The organism is Pauljensenia sp. C0254C2, from assembly GCF_056583835.1.
The window spans coordinates 74,473-91,291 of the sequence record NZ_JBWPJO010000008.1 but is presented as its reverse complement, the minus strand read 5'-3'; the positions used below and the strand labels follow the sequence as shown (position 1 = coordinate 91,291).

Annotated in this window: 14 protein-coding genes; 8 read left to right on the top strand and 6 right to left on the bottom strand. The window is 59.5% G+C overall.

Annotated features, from left to right (window positions below):
* Positions 1-459 precede the first annotated feature (459 nt).
* Positions 460-1,533, bottom strand: coding sequence for an endonuclease domain-containing protein (locus AC1DA5_RS07490; RefSeq protein ID WP_480289762.1), 1,074 nt, complete (start codon positions 1,531-1,533; stop codon positions 460-462).
* A gap of 375 nt (positions 1,534-1,908) precedes the next feature.
* Between AC1DA5_RS07490 and cysS the strand changes: the two genes are divergently transcribed.
* The 3 genes from cysS to AC1DA5_RS07475 all read left to right on the top strand — a co-directional run bounded on the left by cysS (position 1,909) and on the right by AC1DA5_RS07475 (position 6,139).
* Complete coding sequence (gene cysS, locus AC1DA5_RS07485; RefSeq protein WP_092648187.1) at positions 1,909-3,390, top strand: cysteine--tRNA ligase; 1,482 nt, start codon at positions 1,909-1,911, stop codon at positions 3,388-3,390.
* 321 nt (positions 3,391-3,711) lie between these two features.
* Positions 3,712-4,695, top strand: coding sequence for a 23S rRNA (guanosine(2251)-2'-O)-methyltransferase RlmB (rlmB, locus tag AC1DA5_RS07480; RefSeq protein ID WP_092648188.1), 984 nt, complete (start codon positions 3,712-3,714; stop codon positions 4,693-4,695).
* Positions 4,696-4,861: 166 nt separating this feature from the next.
* The gene (locus tag AC1DA5_RS07475) at positions 4,862-6,139 is read left to right on the top strand and encodes an adenylosuccinate synthase (RefSeq protein WP_058237753.1); all 1,278 of its coding nucleotides are present in this window, start codon (positions 4,862-4,864) and stop codon (positions 6,137-6,139) included.
* A gap of 109 nt (positions 6,140-6,248) precedes the next feature.
* On the opposite strand, the gene AC1DA5_RS07470 is transcribed toward AC1DA5_RS07475, so the two are convergent.
* From AC1DA5_RS07470 to AC1DA5_RS07455, 4 genes are all read right to left on the bottom strand, one after another.
* The gene (locus tag AC1DA5_RS07470) at positions 6,249-6,935 is read right to left on the bottom strand and encodes an ABC transporter ATP-binding protein (protein WP_058237754.1); all 687 of its coding nucleotides are present in this window, start codon (positions 6,933-6,935) and stop codon (positions 6,249-6,251) included.
* Positions 6,935-8,149 carry an ABC transporter permease gene (locus AC1DA5_RS07465; protein WP_092648189.1) on the bottom strand — a complete coding sequence of 405 codons (1,215 nt, stop codon included), beginning with the start codon at positions 8,147-8,149 and terminating at the stop codon, positions 6,935-6,937. The genes AC1DA5_RS07470 and AC1DA5_RS07465 overlap by 1 nt, the downstream gene beginning before the upstream one ends.
* Before the next feature lie 16 nt (positions 8,150-8,165).
* On the bottom strand, positions 8,166-8,585 hold the full coding sequence (locus AC1DA5_RS07460) for a DUF4418 family protein (RefSeq protein ID WP_092648190.1): 420 nt from the start codon (positions 8,583-8,585) through the stop codon (positions 8,166-8,168).
* A gap of 301 nt (positions 8,586-8,886) precedes the next feature.
* The gene (locus AC1DA5_RS07455) at positions 8,887-9,495 is read right to left on the bottom strand and encodes a hypothetical protein (RefSeq protein ID WP_480289758.1); all 609 of its coding nucleotides are present in this window, start codon (positions 9,493-9,495) and stop codon (positions 8,887-8,889) included.
* Between the two features lie 394 nt (positions 9,496-9,889).
* Here AC1DA5_RS07455 and AC1DA5_RS07450 point away from each other — a divergent pair, with 394 nt between their 5' ends.
* Genes AC1DA5_RS07450 through AC1DA5_RS07435 form a run of 4 tightly spaced genes read left to right on the top strand, consistent with a single transcriptional unit; the run spans position 9,890 to position 12,894 of the window.
* Positions 9,890-10,633: a heme-binding beta-barrel domain-containing protein gene (locus AC1DA5_RS07450; protein ID WP_480289757.1), complete on the top strand. Its 744-nt coding sequence runs from the start codon at positions 9,890-9,892 to the stop codon at positions 10,631-10,633.
* Complete coding sequence (gene ygfZ / locus AC1DA5_RS07445) at positions 10,626-11,816, top strand: CAF17-like 4Fe-4S cluster assembly/insertion protein YgfZ (protein WP_480289755.1); 1,191 nt, start codon at positions 10,626-10,628, stop codon at positions 11,814-11,816. Before AC1DA5_RS07450 ends, ygfZ begins: the two co-directional genes overlap by 8 nt.
* A gap of 2 nt (positions 11,817-11,818) precedes the next feature.
* A complete protein-coding gene (gene dtd, locus AC1DA5_RS07440) occupies positions 11,819-12,244 on the top strand; it encodes a D-aminoacyl-tRNA deacylase (RefSeq protein ID WP_092648194.1) in 426 nt (141 codons plus the stop codon).
* A gap of 8 nt (positions 12,245-12,252) precedes the next feature.
* Complete coding sequence (locus AC1DA5_RS07435) at positions 12,253-12,894, top strand: GNAT family N-acetyltransferase (protein ID WP_092648195.1); 642 nt, start codon at positions 12,253-12,255, stop codon at positions 12,892-12,894.
* Here AC1DA5_RS07435 and AC1DA5_RS07430 read toward each other — a convergent pair.
* Positions 12,842-13,999 (bottom strand): glycerate kinase family protein, encoded by a 1,158-nt coding sequence (locus AC1DA5_RS07430; RefSeq protein ID WP_480289753.1) that lies wholly within the window; start codon positions 13,997-13,999, stop codon positions 12,842-12,844. The two genes, AC1DA5_RS07435 and AC1DA5_RS07430, sit on opposite strands and share 53 nt — an antisense overlap.
* 213 nt (positions 14,000-14,212) lie before the next feature.
* Between AC1DA5_RS07430 and AC1DA5_RS07425 the strand changes: the two genes are divergently transcribed.
* Entirely contained in the window at positions 14,213-16,678 is a 2,466-nt protein-coding gene (locus tag AC1DA5_RS07425) for an ATP-dependent Clp protease ATP-binding subunit (protein WP_480289752.1), read from the top strand.
* Positions 16,679-16,819 lie beyond the last annotated feature (141 nt).

The window sequence follows — 16,819 nt, the reverse complement described above, 5'->3', positions numbered from 1 at the left end:
GTGCACATACCCCTAGATTTAAGCCTTCCACGTGCACATACCCCTAGATTTAAACCCTCCACGTGCACATACCCCTAGATTTAAACCCTCCACGTGCACATACCCCTAAAAAGTCATGTAAAAATGCACAATCCCCTAGATTTAACGCGTGAGGCTCGAGGCCGCCGGAAGCTACTGACAGCTGACCTGCGGAAATAGGTTTTGTCCTTTTGGGGTGCCGACTTTAGCTAGGGGTATGTGCAATTTTCGCGTCAAATCTAGGGGAATGTGCATCAAGACCGTGAAGATTTAGGGGAATGTGCAACGCAGGCACGAAGATCTAGGGTGTTGTGTTGCATCGGCGGCTGGTTTGTCGGATAAGCGCACGAGAAAAGGGGTCGCGGAGACGCAGGGAGAAGAGCAAAGCGCGACACGACGCGCGAAAAAGCGGAGGTATGCCCGCTGCTGAGGAGAGCTGCACTATCCGGGCGGTGCTGAGGAAAACTGGCGATCGGCGGAACTGCTGAAGAGAACCTTGCGTGCGTACGCCCGCTCCATGTGGAGGCGAATTTCAGCCACGATGCGTTCAGGCGAGCGCAGATCCTTCCACACAAAACGCAAAACGGTGAAACCTGCGGCCTCAAGCTTTTTCTGGCGGTATTGCTGAGCCTCCAAGCTTGCGAATATGTCGTCAGCATCAGTTCCGTGTTTCGAACGCCCATCAAATTCGATGGCGATACGAAGGTCTGGAATTCCAAAATCTGTGAAGAACGTGTAGCCGTCATGCAGCACTTTCATCTGCGTGCAGACCTCCGTGATGCCACCTTGACGCATGATCCATAGCAAGTGTCGTTCTGCAACGGATTCACACGCGGCGTCTGCACCCTCGATGATGTGCGAAAGGTGTTTCTTGTTACGAGTCCGTTCAGGCAATTTGCGTGCGAGTAAAAGTAGATCTTTGCGGACTGCATCCTCTCGCTTCCGAGACATGTCGTATTCCCGCCGGTCGAAGCGAGACAGGATGCGCAGAACTCCACACATGACGACGTGACTATTCGCCGTATCGTCTAGAACTCCAGTTGAAATAGCGGCGTCTTTCAGTGAACAGCAACGAATCCCATGAGAAAATGTGACCGGTTCGCTTAACAGCTGCCGGTGATGTCTACGCACGGTTATCGCTGGGATAACGTCGTTTTCAGACAGCTGGACTGGGGGCAGAAAACTTGTCGATGTGGTCGAATTCAGGGGCGCTGGATGCAAGAGATCGATTGTTGTCAGCGAGGAGAGAGTGCTGATGCCGTGGACGACGCATGCGGCGTGGCCAATTACGATGCATTTGCTGTGTCGGTAGCGCGTGAGAATCCATGCTCGCGCCCGATTAATGAAATTGATAACTGCCCACTTGTCGGGTAGCTCCTCCAGTATGTATCGAGCAACGTAGAAACCTTTTCCTAAGGCAATGAGATTCATCGAGGTGGCTTTTTCTCGCGAGATGCGTCTGTCGCGAGATGATCGGATCAGGATCTTGTCAAAGTCGAATGCAACAGCAGGCATCAGTGCTCCTCTGGTTTGGACTGTGTACCCAAGTGAGATGTGGTTGCAATGGTCGGATTTACGGTGCTCAGGATAGAAGTAGCTCGCGCGCAAGAATAGGTCGAGGCGACAGTCTGTGGATGGCGGGCTGCGCCGGGCGGGGCGTGGATGAAGTCAGATAGGGCCAGAGACTGACGGGCGCGGGCAGCCCCATTCCGCGTGGGTTGCAGCAACCCCATGAGGGTACGTGCGCTTCACAATCTGGCAGCCCCATTGCGCGTGGGTTGCAGCGCGTCGGCGGAAGAGGGGCCGGTGGCGCATATGGCAACCCTCGGGCGGGCGCGGATCGCAGGGCGAAGATGAGGAATGCGCGCGCGGCGCATTACGATAAGAGGCATGACGCTGTATCTGCACGATTTGAAAAAGGCCGCACTGGCTCCGCTGGAGCCTGTCCACCCCGGACACGTCGGGATTTACCTGTGCGGTGCTACCGTGCAGGGGTCTCCGCACATCGGACACCTGCGCAGTGCGGTCGCCTTCGACACGCTGATCCGCTGGCTGCGCCGCAACGGCACGCAGGTAACCTACATTCGCAACATCACCGACATTGATGACAAGATCCTCGCCAAATCAGCTGAAGCAGGAGTGCAGTGGTGGGCGTGGGCGTCTCGATTCGAGCGCGAATTTGCCGATGCGTATGCGACCCTCGGCGTGGTGCCACCCACCTTTGAGCCACGTGCCACTGCCCACATCCCTGACCAGATCGCGCTGGTGGAGCGCCTGATTGAACGTGGACATGCGTACGCGGACGGCCAGGGCAATGTGTATTTCGACGTTCATTCGCAAGAAGATTACGGCTCGCTGACCCGTCAGAAACTGGACGATATGCGTTCCACGGAAGATGACGCGCAGATTGACGCGGATGTCGAGGCAGGCAAACGCGATTCCCGCGACTTCGCCTTGTGGAAGGCTGCCAAACCCAGCGAACCAGCCACCGCCTCGTGGGATTCTCCGTGGGGACGAGGGCGGCCGGGTTGGCACCTGGAATGCTCGGCTATGTCGAAGCGTTACCTGGGCGAAGAATTCGACATCCACGGGGGCGGCATTGACCTGCGATTCCCGCACCACGAAAACGAGCAGGCACAGTCACACGGAGCCGGATGGGGATTTGCCCGCATGTGGGTTCATAATGCCTGGGTCACCATTAAGGGTGAGAAGATGGCGAAATCCGTGGGCAACGTTCTGTCCGTGGATGCGCTGACGCAGCAGGCACCCGCTCTGGCTGTGCGCTGGGCATTGTCAACAGTGCATTACCGTTCAGCCTTGGAGTGGGGACCCGACACGTTGCCGGCGGCTCAAGCGGCATCTGAAAAGTTCATTACCTTTGCTCTCAAGAGTGCGGAAGCTGCAGGCGAAGCAACCGTCGAAGAACTGCAGCTGGGGGAGAAAGATCTGCCTGAAGGGTTCGTCAATGCTTTGAACGATGACCTGAACGTCGCCGGCGCCCTCGCCGTGATTTACGAACACCTCAAAGTCGGTAACCAGGCCCTGGCCAGCGGCGACACAGAGGCGATTCGCCGCGAACACGTCCTCGTGCGATCCATGCTGGATCTGCTGGGCGTGGATCCCCTGTCCGATCAGTGGAAGGCCACCACTCGCGGGGAAACTGGAGCAACGACAGGCACGAACGGCAGCGGATCAAACGGCGCAATGGACGCCCTCGACAATCTTGTGACCGGTATTTTGAACGAGCGTGCGCAAGCCCGAGCAGATAAAGACTGGACGCGAGCCGACCAGCTGCGAGACACGCTGACCGAAGCCGGCATCACGGTGGAGGACGGCAAAGACGGTGCGACCTGGCACCTGGCAGCCGACTAAACCTTCTCGCCGCGCACACCAGCTCTCGCCAGCACAGCTTGGTCGGCACAGCTAAGACGGCAAGACTAGATGGCACGCGGAGCGTCGTGCTGCGGGTTCACACAGCGACACCGGCGCCTAGCGGCACAAATGTGGCAAGGATCCACGAAAATGCACTCGAATGTGGGGCGGGCCGTACGATAAAGTGAAGGACTTGCACGGCGCGAATCGCCACATCACCAGGTGAGGCGGCTGGAAGCATCCATTGAGCACCTCACGTAGCATCCGTATGTGCAGCCGTGCTCAAGCCCGCGATCAGCATAAGAAGGCAGGAGTCAACAGATGGCAAGTAATTACGGTCGACGTGGAGCCATCCGCAAACCTAACTCCAAGAAGGGGCCACGCGTAGGAACCGGCGGCCATTCACGCCGGGGTCTGGAGGGTAAGGGCCCCACTCCGAAAGCTGAGGATCGCGTCTACCACGCCGCCCACAAGCGCAAAGTTGCCCGTGAAAAGCGTGAGCAACAGGAAGCAGCGCTGGCACGTGCCCGCTCCAGGACCTCTATCAAGATTCCCGAAGGCCACGAGCTGATCTGTGGGCGTAACCCCGTTGCCGAAGCAGCTCAGGCAGGCGTGCCGATTCTGCGCGTCTTCATTTCACCGACCACAACGGCCGATGAGCGACTCGAATCCGTGATCCGCACAGCATCCTCTCTGGGAGCGCCGGTGATTGAAGTGACCAGGCGCGACCTGGACGTTGCAACGGATGGTGCCGTGCATCAGGGAGTAGCTGCCGAGGTGGACGCCTACGAATATGCCGATGCAGACGAACTGCTTGGTGACCTGCTTCAGCAGAGTGAGCCGCCCATGGTGGTGGCACTTGACCAGGTGACGGACCCGCACAATCTGGGTGCGACGTTGCGTGCTGCTGGCGCATTTGGCGCGGGAGGCGTGGTGATTCCGCAGCGCCGCTCGGCAGGTGTGAACGCCACCGTGTGGAAGGTGTCCGCTGGTGCAGCCGCGCGCGTCCCGGTTGCGCAGGTGTCCAACCTTGTACAGTTTCTGCGTGTCGCCAAAAAGGCCGGGTACTTCGTGGTCGGATTGGACGGCGGGGGTGACCAGTCGATCCGCCGCCTGCCCTTGTCGACCGAGCCACTGGTTATTGTCACGGGTGCGGAAGGGGCTGGACTGTCACGCCTGGTGCGCGACACCTGCGACCAGATCGTGTCGATTCCGATCAGCTCCACCGTTGAGTCTTTGAACGCGTCGGTTGCCACGGGCATCGCGTTGTACGAGGTGGCGGCCACGCGCGCCGACGCTCGCTGACAGGTACGCCGGGGATTCCCGGCGCGCTGCCCGCACGAACTGGACACTAGTGATGAGAACGCGTCAATCGCGATAGACTGGACGACGGTGTTTCAGCCAGGTGACCGTGAGACACCCTCGTCCATCAAGAAGACAGGCGAGCCACCAAGTAGGGGAGCATAACCGAATGCCAGCCGTGATCGTTTTGGGCGCACAATGGGGCGACGAAGGGAAGGGCAAGGCCACTGACCAGCTGGGTCAGCGCACCGACGTCGTCGTCAAGTTCAACGGTGGGAACAACGCCGGCCATACCGTCGTCGTCGACGGAGAAAAGTACGCGCTGCACCTGCTGCCCGCAGGTATCCTGTCCAAAGGTGTCACACCGCTGATTGGCAACGGCGTGGTGGTCGACCTGAGCGTTCTTTTCGATGAGATGGAACAGATCAGCGCTCGCGGTGTGGACTGCTCGAAACTGAAGATTTCGGCGGCCGCGCACATCATCCCGCCTTACAACCGCTTGGTGGACAACGCCAGTGAGAAGTTGCTGGGCGACAAGCAGATCGGCACCACTGGCCGAGGCATCGGGCCGACATATGCGGACAAGATGAACCGCATCGGCATCCGCATTCAGGATCTGTTCGATCCGCCGACCCTTGAGCAGAAGGTGCGCAGCGCCCTGGCTCAGAAGAACCCGCTACTTGAATCTGTTGGTATGGAAACGCTCGATCCGGAGGAGGTCACGCGCGAACTGCTGTCGTACGCTGACCGCGTGCGCCCCATGGTGGTGGATGCGTCATTGCTGGTCAACGATGCTTTGGATGAAGGCAAGACCGTCTTGTTCGAGGGTGGCCAGGCCACAATGCTCGACATTGATCATGGAACCTACCCGTTTGTGACCTCATCAAATCCGACGGCCGGTGGCGCACTGACCGGAACAGGTGTCGGGCCTACCCGCATCGACCGTGTGGTGGGTGTTGCCAAGGCGTACACGACGCGCGTAGGTGAAGGGCCTTTCCCAACGGAGCTTACTGACGAAGTCGGTGATGAACTGCGTAAACGCGGCGGCGAATTCGGTGTGACGACGGGGCGGCCGCGTCGTACTGGATGGTTCGATGCTGTGGTCGTGCGATACGCATCGCGCGTCAACGGGTTGACTGACCTGTGCTTGACGAAACTGGACGTCCTGACCGGATATGACACGATTCCGGTGTGCGTGGCCTATGAGGTGAACGGGCAGCGTTTGGATGAGATGCCAATGAATCAGTCAGACTTCGAGGCTGCAACACCCATCTATGAAGAGATGCCCGGATGGAGTGACGACATCTCCGGCGTGCGCACCTTCGAGGACCTGCCTCAAAAGGCTCAGGAGTACGTGTTGCGCCTGGAGGAGCTGTCCAAGTGCCGCATCTCCTCGATCGGTGTGGGAGCAGGACGCGAAGCCATCATTGTGCGCCACGCGCTCTGATCTGCAGTCGGTGCGCGCAGCTTGAATGTCGACGAGGCTGCGCGCCCCTGCGCCGAGCTGCCGCTCAGCTTCGATGGAGTTGGAGCTCAGCTTTGCTCGGAGCTTCCGCTTAGCTGTGTTCCGAGCCGGCGCTCAGCACTCCGTTGTCAATGGTGTAGGTCGTATCGGTCGCGCTCAGAGCCTGTTGGTCGTGCGTGACCATGATGACCGCTGCGCCTGTCGCGGCACTGTCGCGCAATAGCTCAAGTACCAGCGCCGTGCTGTCCGCATCAAGATCGCCGGTCGGTTCGTCAGCAATGATGATCGCAGGGGAGTTAATGACTGCGCGCGCAACGCTGGCCCGCCGCAGTTCTCCACCTGACAGTTCCGAGGGGTAGGCGTCAGCAAGTGGCGCAATATCCATCCGCTCCAGCAGTTCGCGGCCGCGCTCTTCAAGGCCGGCCAGGTCTGCCTCGCCGGCGATCTCTCCAGGCAGCAGAACATTGTCGAGGATGTTCAGGCTGGGAAGCAGTGAATGGTGCTGCGTAATGAAACCGAGGGTGCGCGCCCGAAGATTGCATAGCTCATGGTCGCTGAGGTGCGAGACTGCTTTGTTGTCAATGAGAACAACACCCGATGTGGGAGCCAACAGGCCAGCGATCAGATTTAACAGCGTGGTCTTCCCATTGCCGCTCCGGCCGACAATCGCAATGAACTCACCGGCATCGACCGTCAGGTTCACATGATCAACCGCCGCGAACACTGTGCCGCGTCGCGTGAATTCCCGGGTGAGGTCCCGAGTGGTCACGAGTGTCATTACTGCCCCCTCTGGAAAGTCGTATACGTCTCGGCTCGCGACAACTTCCATGCTGACAGGCTTGAGGCTGCCATACCGACGAGGGTGGCTGCCAACACGCTCCCCACTGCCAGACCCAACACTTGCGCGATGCTGATCTGAAGATAGGGCAGTGCCAGGGCGTCTGTAATCAGCGTGCTGTATGGGAAAACGACGAGGGAAGCCAGGCCGATTCCGATCACACCGCCAGCCAGGCCGATCAGCGCTGATTCAGTGAGGTACACGTGAACGAGGTGGGACTTGCGCATTCCCATGATGCGCAGTGAGGCAAATTCTTTCTTCCGCTCATTGACCGAGGTTAAGAACACAGCGAACAGCACGATCGCGCCCAGCACCCATACCGCGCCCACGAATGCGTAGGCATATCCCGTGATCACGTTCAGGTGAGCTTTGGTGGTCGCCGTAATTCCTCCGGGGTAGACGAAGCCGAGGCTTCCCATCCCCGTCGCCTTGGTGATGTTGTCTGCCACCTCGTGCGGGTCGACTCCATCTTTGACTGTGAGCAGGACGGCGGAGATCGCATTGCCCGCATGTTCTTCCGGAATGGCCGGATGGCCCACTTCCGCCGAGTACTTCACGACTTGAGGAACGGTTGCCGGATTGACGAACACTGAGCTGTCCAATGAGGTGCCGGTGGGTGCGAGCTGCGCTGCGACAGGGAAGTGGTGGCCGAAAAGTTTGATGTCACCGTTTGCAGACACTTTGATCTTCGAGCCTGCAATGACGTCACCGTCAGCAAGCTGTTTGTCGTATTGCGAGGACACCCAAGGCTCAATAATGAAATCGGTCTGTGGATTGAAACCGATGATCTGAACCTGGTCGTCACAGCAACTTGCCGTCAACGACGCAATATAAGTCTGCGCGGTGAGCTTTTCGATCCCGTTGGCCTTGGCCACCAACTCGGCGATGTTGTTGATGAAGTAGAAGGTGGAGGAACCGGTATTGGTCAGCAGTGCTTCCGCCTGCGGACGGGAAACCTGAGGAACAACCATGAGGTCGGCACCCATGCGTTCCTGCATACTCGCCAGACCGGTCTTAAGGTTGAACGACAAGACGGTACCGCCGAAGAAGGTACCGGATAGAACACTGACGATGAATATCAGCGCGAAGGTGCGCAGTGGTCTGCTCGATAAGTTCTTCAGCGGTAGCCGTCGCAGTAGGTTGTGACGTGTCACGGTCTGCCTGCAGAACTTACTTCTGTGAGGCGGGTGCGATTGTCTTGACGCGACTGTTCACGTACACCACAACCACCGCGTAGACAATGGTCAGGATGCCCAGAACCATCAGCGTGGGGATCATGATCATGTTGCAGTGCATGTCGGCCTTCATGCATCCGCCAATGAGAACCTTGACGATGGCGATAGTCAAAGCGCCGTTGAGGCCAGCTGCAATTGCCAGTCCTGTCTGGATGCGGGTGTCAACGAAGAACGCAATGACGCCGATGACTGCGATAACCAGACCGATGCCGAGGGCCGCCTGAGCTGACCAGTGGCACTTCATGAAGTGCCCATCTTCCATCGGAGGGCATGGCTGCGCGAAAGTCTTGGGCGCGAATGCGATGAGAAGTCCCAGAAGGATTGCTGGAATCGATGAGATCAGTTTGTTTGTCATGATAACCCTTTCACAGGTGCTCGACGACCCTTCTGCCGGATCAGTCCGTCTCTCAAGAAATGCTGTTATTATGACAGCGTAAAATAAGAAAGGCAAACCTTACCTAATCGGTGAGGAGTGGATGGAAACCGCAGAATAGCGCCAACGGCGAGAGCGCAGGAGGTGTGGACCTGTGGTGCGAACCGTTAAAAAGTGAGCAAGGCGACGTGAAAGGGCCTCGAACTAAGCCATCTTTCTATCTCGTACGGTGAGCTGCTGTGCCCGGCGCTCAACCGGCTGTCAGTGCCTGGTGGTCAGATCCTCATCGAACCGCATCGATAATCGACGTCACTGTTTCATGGATCGCTTCGGCGCTTACTGGTTCGCCTGCGCTGGTGAAGTAGATTCCCAACACGAGGTTGGAGCACGCGATACGAGTAAACGTATGCGTCTCATGTGGATCAGGATCGGCAAGATCAGCCGTGAAGGTGACGTACTGCGCGCCGCTGACTCTGCCGTCCTTTCTGAAGTCCAGGCCGGTGACCGCCGCATCAATTGCCTCACCATCGCATCCTTTCCGATTTCTCTCCAAGTGGAGATTGTAGAATTCCTGCGCGTTGGCCTTACTGAGGAAGAGTGACAGCTCAATGAAGGCCACAGAGGTCACTCCCTCAATCAATGACGTGTGACTCATGTAATCCGGTGACGGCAGGCTGTCAAAAAGCTTCTGGCATTGAGTGCTCTTGAACTGCAGCGGCTCAACGTCGGTATAGCGGATGGGGCCCTCGACTTCATCAACGGGGCCAATACCACTGACCGCGACATTTCGGAGTGCCTCTGTGGCTTCACTTGCAGAGAGTGGATCAGAGTGACGTGAGGTGATGACAAGAACGCCGGCTGCAACCAGAGCGATCACGAGAACGCAGCTCACCAGCACGACTAGATCAGTTTCATCTACTTGAGTACTACCGTGCCATGTCGCACTGCCACATATCAATATCTCCGGCCCCAACAATCTGTCATTGATCATCGCAAGGTGCTGGAAATGAGGCGGGGGTGAAAGTGGCACCGGACCGAAAGCGCCTGTCGGCGCGAAGGCCGCTCGTAGCGGCAATAGTTGGAGCCCGGGGCTTAGCGGCCCGATGCCGCGTTCAGCCTAGCATTGCCACCCACACTGACGCTCAGTGACCTTGCCAACTCCAGGTTCCGCCGGTGCCGTCCCCGCCATCAGTGCGCAGTGTTGCCCGCTTCGGTGATGGCGAACAAGACCAGAGAATTGCTGGTCGCCCTCGTGAATCGTCGTGAAGGCCCGTACAGTAAGAAGCATGTTTGTACTTGATGAGAACACTCCTCGAGAAATTGCACCCCTGGCGTGGATGCTGGGACAGTGGCGCGGCTGGGGCGTGATTGCCGGATCGCACGCGGCGCCCGCCACCCCCGACACGTCCGGAGAATCCGACCAGAACACCCCCGCCACCTCCGCTGACAGTGACGATGTGCCCGATCAGATGGTCATTGAAGAGATCACGTGCGAAGCCGTGGGCACACAGATGCGCATGGTGACCCGCATCTACTCGGCAACGTCGCGCGTTCAGTCGCTTGACCCGAGTGCCTCGACCGAGGAAGGCCTGGCCGCCCTCGTCGAACAGGACCTGATCAATGAGGAAACCGTGTACGTCAGCGTCATGCCGACGACGCAGGAGCTGCCCCCTCCCGGACAGTTCCAAACCCGAGAGCTCACTGCCAGTGGCGCGGATCAGAAAGGTCTGGCGACGCTGTGGGCGGGAGTGTCGATGGGGCCGCGCGTACGCATGATTTCCGACGCGATCGCACGCAGCCCACGCGCTCAACCCGTTGAGGAAGCCTCTCGCATGTTCGGCCTGGTCGCAGGTGAACTCATGTGGGCTCAGGACGTCACAATGGTGGGTGCAGGCGAGTCGATTACCTCGATTTCCGGTCGTCTCATGCGAATTGACGAGGGGGACGCTGTCACATCAGATTCTGCAAGAACGCCGAGCAACGCTGCGGCGAACCACGGTGGCGTCGATGCGCAGGACAGCGATGACTGATCAGCTGCATTCGCCACTGTTGACCTGGCCGAAAGCTGTTGCAGGTGAGGGCGAGTGGGTCGGCCTGCCGATTCACTACGGCGACCCGATCGGGGAGCAGTGGGCACTGGCTGAATCGCGGGCCTTCACGGATCTGTCCACTCTGGCAGCAGTGACTGTGAGCGGGCCTGATCGTCAGTCATGGCTCACGAACATGACCTCGCAGATCATCAATGGCATGACGCCTGCAGAATCAAAAGAACTGCTGGTGCTGGATGCCAACGGCCGCATCGAGCACGCCGCAGCAGTCCACGATGACGGTGAAACGACGTGGCTCGTAACTGTGCGTAACCGCGTCGGCGCACTGGCCCAGTGGCTCGAGTCCATGAAATTCATGCTGCGCGTCGAAGTGGCGGCGCGCCACGACATTCGCGTGATCGGCACCGTCAGCTCTGACGCCCAGACCGATCCGCTTGCTGAAACAGCACGCAACCTGCCGGGATACCTGTTCACGTGGGATGACCCGTGGCCAGGAGTCGTGGAAGGCGGCACGCGTTACTTTGCAGGCAGCAAGCACCCGGGATCTGACACGCATTTCCACCTCCACATTGTCGAGGGCGACGGCGCCATCACCGACATGATGAGTTCGGCGGGCGACAGCGACGGCATGACGCCTGCCGGAATGCTTGCCTGGGACGCACTGCGCATTGCGGCATGGCGTCCTCTTATCGGACGGGACACGGACGCTCGATCCATCCCGGCTGAACTCGACTGGATGCGCACTGCCGTCCATCTGCATAAAGGCTGCTACCGCGGGCAGGAATCTGTGGCACGTGTGGTGAACCTTGGTAAACCGCCCAGGCGCTTGACCTTCCTGCAACTCGATGGCTCACGCGGAGATCTGCCGGAAAGTGGAGCCAGACTGATGCGTGGAAACCGGCAGGTGGGTGTGGTCACATCAGCTGCACGGCATTACGAACTTGGCCCCGTTGCGCTGGCGCTCATTTCGCGCAACGTCTCAGAAGACACGGTCTTTGACATTGACGGGGTTAGCGCTGCGCAGGAAATCATCGTGCCGCGTGACGGTCGCAGTGAAGATTCACCCGATGAGCGCCCCGGCAAGGACCTGACGAACAAGGACCTGCGCCGGCTGGATATTCCGCCGGCAGGATCACCGCATATGTCAGGTGGAAGGAAGGCATAACAGTGCGAGCAGTACTTCAGCGGGTGACTCGTGCGAGCGTGCGCGTCGATGGTGAAGTTGTCGGAGAAATCAGTGGCCCCGGCATCCTCGCCCTCGTCGCCGCCACTCACGAGGACGGCCCCGACCAGGTCGACACGGTGGTGCGCAAAATTGCGGAGCTGCGGATCATGGACGATGAACAATCGGTGAGCGACATTGGCGGCGCGGTCCTGGTCGTCTCGCAGTTCACACTCTATGGCAGTACCCGTAAAGGCCGGCGACCCTCGTGGTCGGCAGCTGCGCCGGGCCCTGTGGCTGAACCGCTGATTGATGCCGTGGCTCAGGGGCTGCGTGAGCGTGGGCTGGAAGTGGCGACCGGCCAGTTTGGCGCCCACATGGAGGTTGAACTGGTCAACGACGGGCCCTTTACTGTGCTGGTTGAGGCGTAGACGGAACCATGGCGGAGGTGCATATTCGCCCGTACCGGTTAACGGACGCAGCTGATCTGATCTCAATCTGCATTGATACGGCCGACAGTGGCAGGGGAGCGCGGGGCAGGCTCACCGATGATGAAATTCTGCCCTACATTTACGCACTGCCGTACGTCAGTTACGCTCCGAGCTGGTCGTTTGTGGTTGATACTGGCTCACGCATCAGTGGATACATCGTGGGTGTCCCCGATGTTGCTTCCTTTGTGAACTGGTGGCGCGACCACTGGGTGCCGGTGCTGCGCGAGCGTTTCGGCGGCACGGAGCTGTGGCCAGAGGGCGAGCGTGAACTGCTTGAACGCGGCCTCAATCCTGATTCCATGTGGTCGGATCTTCGCCGCACCTATGAGGCCGAATTTCACATCGACCTGCTGTCCGATGTGCAGGGACGCGGGCTCGGTACGCAGCTTCTTGGCAGATTCACCGAGGCGGTGACCACGCGCTCGCACGCACACGGCATCGCCATCGGGGTTGACGCGGACAATTCACGTGCCATCGGCTTTTATGCCAAAAATGGTCTTGAGGTGCTGCGTGAAGACCGAGGCAGTGATGGCGCCGTCAGCGGCTACACCATGGGGATTTCTCTGCGCGGGCCATCCAGATCCGCATGACACGCGAAGCGGTGGCACGCAGGTTCCTTTCGCCCGATGACACCGCCTCATCCGTTGAACACGGCCCGGGCACGATCGGGACAGCGGCAATGATTCCGCATCGCAACAGCTCATCAGTCAGTGCCTGCCCCTGTTCAATTCTGCCGGCGCACGCGATGACAGGAACGCTGCCGGCCTCGCGTGCCAGGCGCGCCACCCCGGAGATGGTTTTGCCCATGACACTTTGCCGGTCGATCGACCCCTCGCCGGTCAGCACAAGGTCAGCTCCGCGCAGCACTTCCGCCAGCCCGACGCCTTCCATCACCAGATCCACCCCTGATTCCAACGAAGCGCCCAGGAAAGCTGACAGCGCAAACCCCAGCCCACCTGCCGCTCCAGCTCCCGCCTTGTCGGCATGGGCGCTCGCTGCCGGGTCAGCGTGCGCGAAGGTTGCCAACGCACGATCCAGCACCTTGACGTCGCGAGGTGTCGCACCTTTTTGAGGCCCGTATACAGCGGATGCGCCCCCAGGCCCACACAGCGGATTGTCCACATCGCATGCGGCGCGCACGCGCACATCCCTCAGCCTCCCATCCAGGCCAGACACGTCAATACGTCGAACCTTTCCCAGGCACTCCGGCGAACCGTCGACGTCACGGCCACCCTCGTCAATGAAGCTCATACCCAAGGCGCGCAGCATTCCCGCTCCGCCGTCGTTCGTGCCGGACCCGCCCAGCCCGATGAGGATCTCCTCAACACCAAGGTCCAGTGCTGCCGAGATCAGCTCACCCACTCCAGCGCTGGTCATGGAACAAATTCGCCGGTCGCAAGCCGCGACCAATCCCAGCCCGACAGCCTCGGCAACTTCGATGACCGCGCTGCCACCTGCCGTCCAGAACCCTGCCTCACGAGGGCGGCCGAGCGAGTCGTGAACCTCGACGATGTGGTACTGCGCCCCCAGGGCATCCGCGATGGCCTGCGCGAAGCCTTCTCCGCCGTCAGCCAGCGGAACCACCTCGCATTGCGCATCGGGTACGACTGCACGAACACCGTCAGCAAGTGCACGCGCCGCCTGCATCGCTGTCATCGACCCCTTGAAACTGTCAGGAGCGCAGACGATTTTCATGGCAGTCCTCTCTGTCGCGGCGCGGTTTGCTCTGATTGTAGGCAGCGTGTTGACGTGCTTGTGTGCGCACGCGAGGCAGACAACTGGCAGTGTTTCCGCTCGCCTGTAGTGAACATTCAAGCGACCGCGCCAATCAGCCCGTAGGGTGGAACCAGTTGAAAACGCCAGGCACCCGTGTCTGCGCCATCCCATTCGTGAACATCAGGAGGAGCCATGTTCGAACGGTTCACCGACCGAGCTCGGCGAGTCGTCGTCCTCGCACAGGACGAAGCCAGGAACCTCAACCACAACTACATCGGCACTGAGCACCTGCTGCTGGGCCTCATTACCGAGGGCGAGGGAGTCGCAGCAAAAGCCCTCGACATGATGAACATTGAGCGCGACCAGGTGCGTGAAGCGGTCATCGACATTATTGGCGAGGGCGAAAAGCCTGTCGAAGGTCACATTCCGTTCACGCCGCGTGCCAAGAGAATCTTTGAGCTGTCGCTGCGTGAAGCACTGCAGTTGGGTCACAACTACATTGGCACTGAGCACCTGCTGCTCGGTTTGCTCAAAGAGGGCGAGGGCGTTGCAGCTCAGGTGCTGACGAAGCTGGGAGCTGACTTGTCGCAGGTGCGTCAAGCCGTTATCCAGCTGCTGTCGGGTTACCAGAGCGATGGGGACAACCGCGAGGCGGTGGGCGTATCGGGCAACCCTGTGCGCGACCCCGGTCAGACGAACTCCGCTATTTTGGAGCAGTTCGGTCGCAACCTGACTCAGGCTGCACGTGAAGGCAAGCTTGATCCGGTGATCGGTCGTAAGACGGAGATGGAACGCGTCATGCAGGTGCTGTCGCGTCGCACGAAGAACAACCCGGTGCTGATCGGTGAACCCGGTGTCGGTAAGACCGCTGTTGTCGAAGGCCTGGCTCAGGCGATCGTGCATGGCGACGTGCCGGAGACGATTAAAGACCGCCAGATCTACTCACTGGATATGGGATCCCTGGTCGCCGGGTCGCGCTATCGCGGCGATTTCGAAGAACGCTTGAAGAAAGTCCTTAAAGAGATCCGCACGCGCGGTGACATTATCTTGTTTATCGATGAGATCCACACACTGGTCGGCGCCGGTGCTGCTGAAGGCTCCATTGATGCCGCTCAGATGCTCAAGCCAATGCTGGCTCGCGGCGAAATCCAGACCATCGGTGCCACCACGCTTGACGAGTACCGCAAGCACGTGGAAAAGGACGCTGCGTTGGAGCGTCGTTTCCAGCCGGTGCGTGTCGAGGAACCCTCTGTGGATGAGACAGTTGGGATCTTGAAGGGGCTGCGTGACCGCTACGAGGCGCATCACCGCGTCATCATCACCGATGAGGCGATCCGCGCCGCAGCCGAGCTGGCAGACCGCTACATTTCTGACCGTTTCCTGCCTGACAAGGCCATTGACCTGATGGATGAAGCCGGTGCCCGCCTGCGCATCGCCCGTATGACGGCACCGCCCGAGTTGCGTGAAATCGACGAGAAGATCGCTGATGTGCGCAAGGCCAAAGAAGCCGCGATCGATGATCAGGACTTTGAGCGTGCCGCCTCCCTGCGTGATGAGGAAAAGAAACTGGGCGAGGAACGTCGCGAGAAGGAAGATGCGTGGAAGGGTGGCGAACGCGAAGAAATCGCGGAGGTCACCGAAGAGGAAATCGCTGAAGTGCTCGCCATGTCGACCGGCATCCCGGTGGTGAAGCTGACTCAGACCGAATCTGCCAAGCTGCTGAAGATGGAAGATGAGCTGCATAAGCGCGTCATCGGCCAAGAAGAGGCTGTCAAAGCACTATCGCAATCTATCCGACGCACACGTTCCGGCCTGAAAGATCCGAAGCGTCCGGGTGGCTCGTTCATTTTTGCCGGCCCGACCGGTGTCGGTAAGACTGAGCTGGCCAAGGCTCTCGCGGAGTTCCTGTTCGGTGATGAAGATGCGCTGATCCAGATAGATATGAGCGAGTTCTCCGAGAAGCACACGGCATCACGCCTGTTCGGTGCACCTCCCGGGTACGTTGGATACGACGAGGGTGGCCAGCTCACTGAAAAGGTCCGTCGCCGTCCGTTCTCTGTCGTCCTGTTTGACGAGGTTGAAAAGGCTCACCCCGATATCTTCAACTCCTTGCTGCAGATCCTGGAAGAAGGTCATCTGACCGATTCACAGGGACGCAAGGTGGACTTCAAGAACACGGTGATCATCATGACCACCAACCTGGGCACGCGCGACATCAACAAGGGTGTGCTGACCGGCTTCCAGTCCGCCGACAACCTCACGCACGACTACTCGCGCATGAAGTCGAAGGTGAATGAGGAGCTCAAGCAGCATTTCCGCCCCGAGTTCCTCAACCGTGTTGACGACGTCATCGTCTTCCCGCCGCTCACGAAGGAGCAGATCACGCAGATCGTTGACCTGATGATCGGTCGCCTGGCGGAGCGCATGGAGGACCAGAATATGAAACTGCAGATCAGCGATGCTGCGCGTGAACTGCTGGCCGACCGCGGATACGACCCTGTTCTGGGTGCCAGGCCGCTGCGCCGCGCCATCCAGCGCGATATTGAGGACGCCTTGTCCGAGCGGATCCTGTTCGGTGAGATCATGCCGGGTCAGGTTGTCACCGTCGATGTTGCCGGCGAGGGCGACCAGCGTGAATTTACGTTCACGGGGATCTGATCGCCTGGTCGCATGGCCTGCGTGTAGCGGCTGACTACCGTGGTTAGGGGCCAACCGGCCACGGTAGTTCGGCTCCAGGCGTCAACTGGTCACGGTCATCCAGGCGGCCACCCTCGACAAATATCTTCAGCTGCGCGGGGA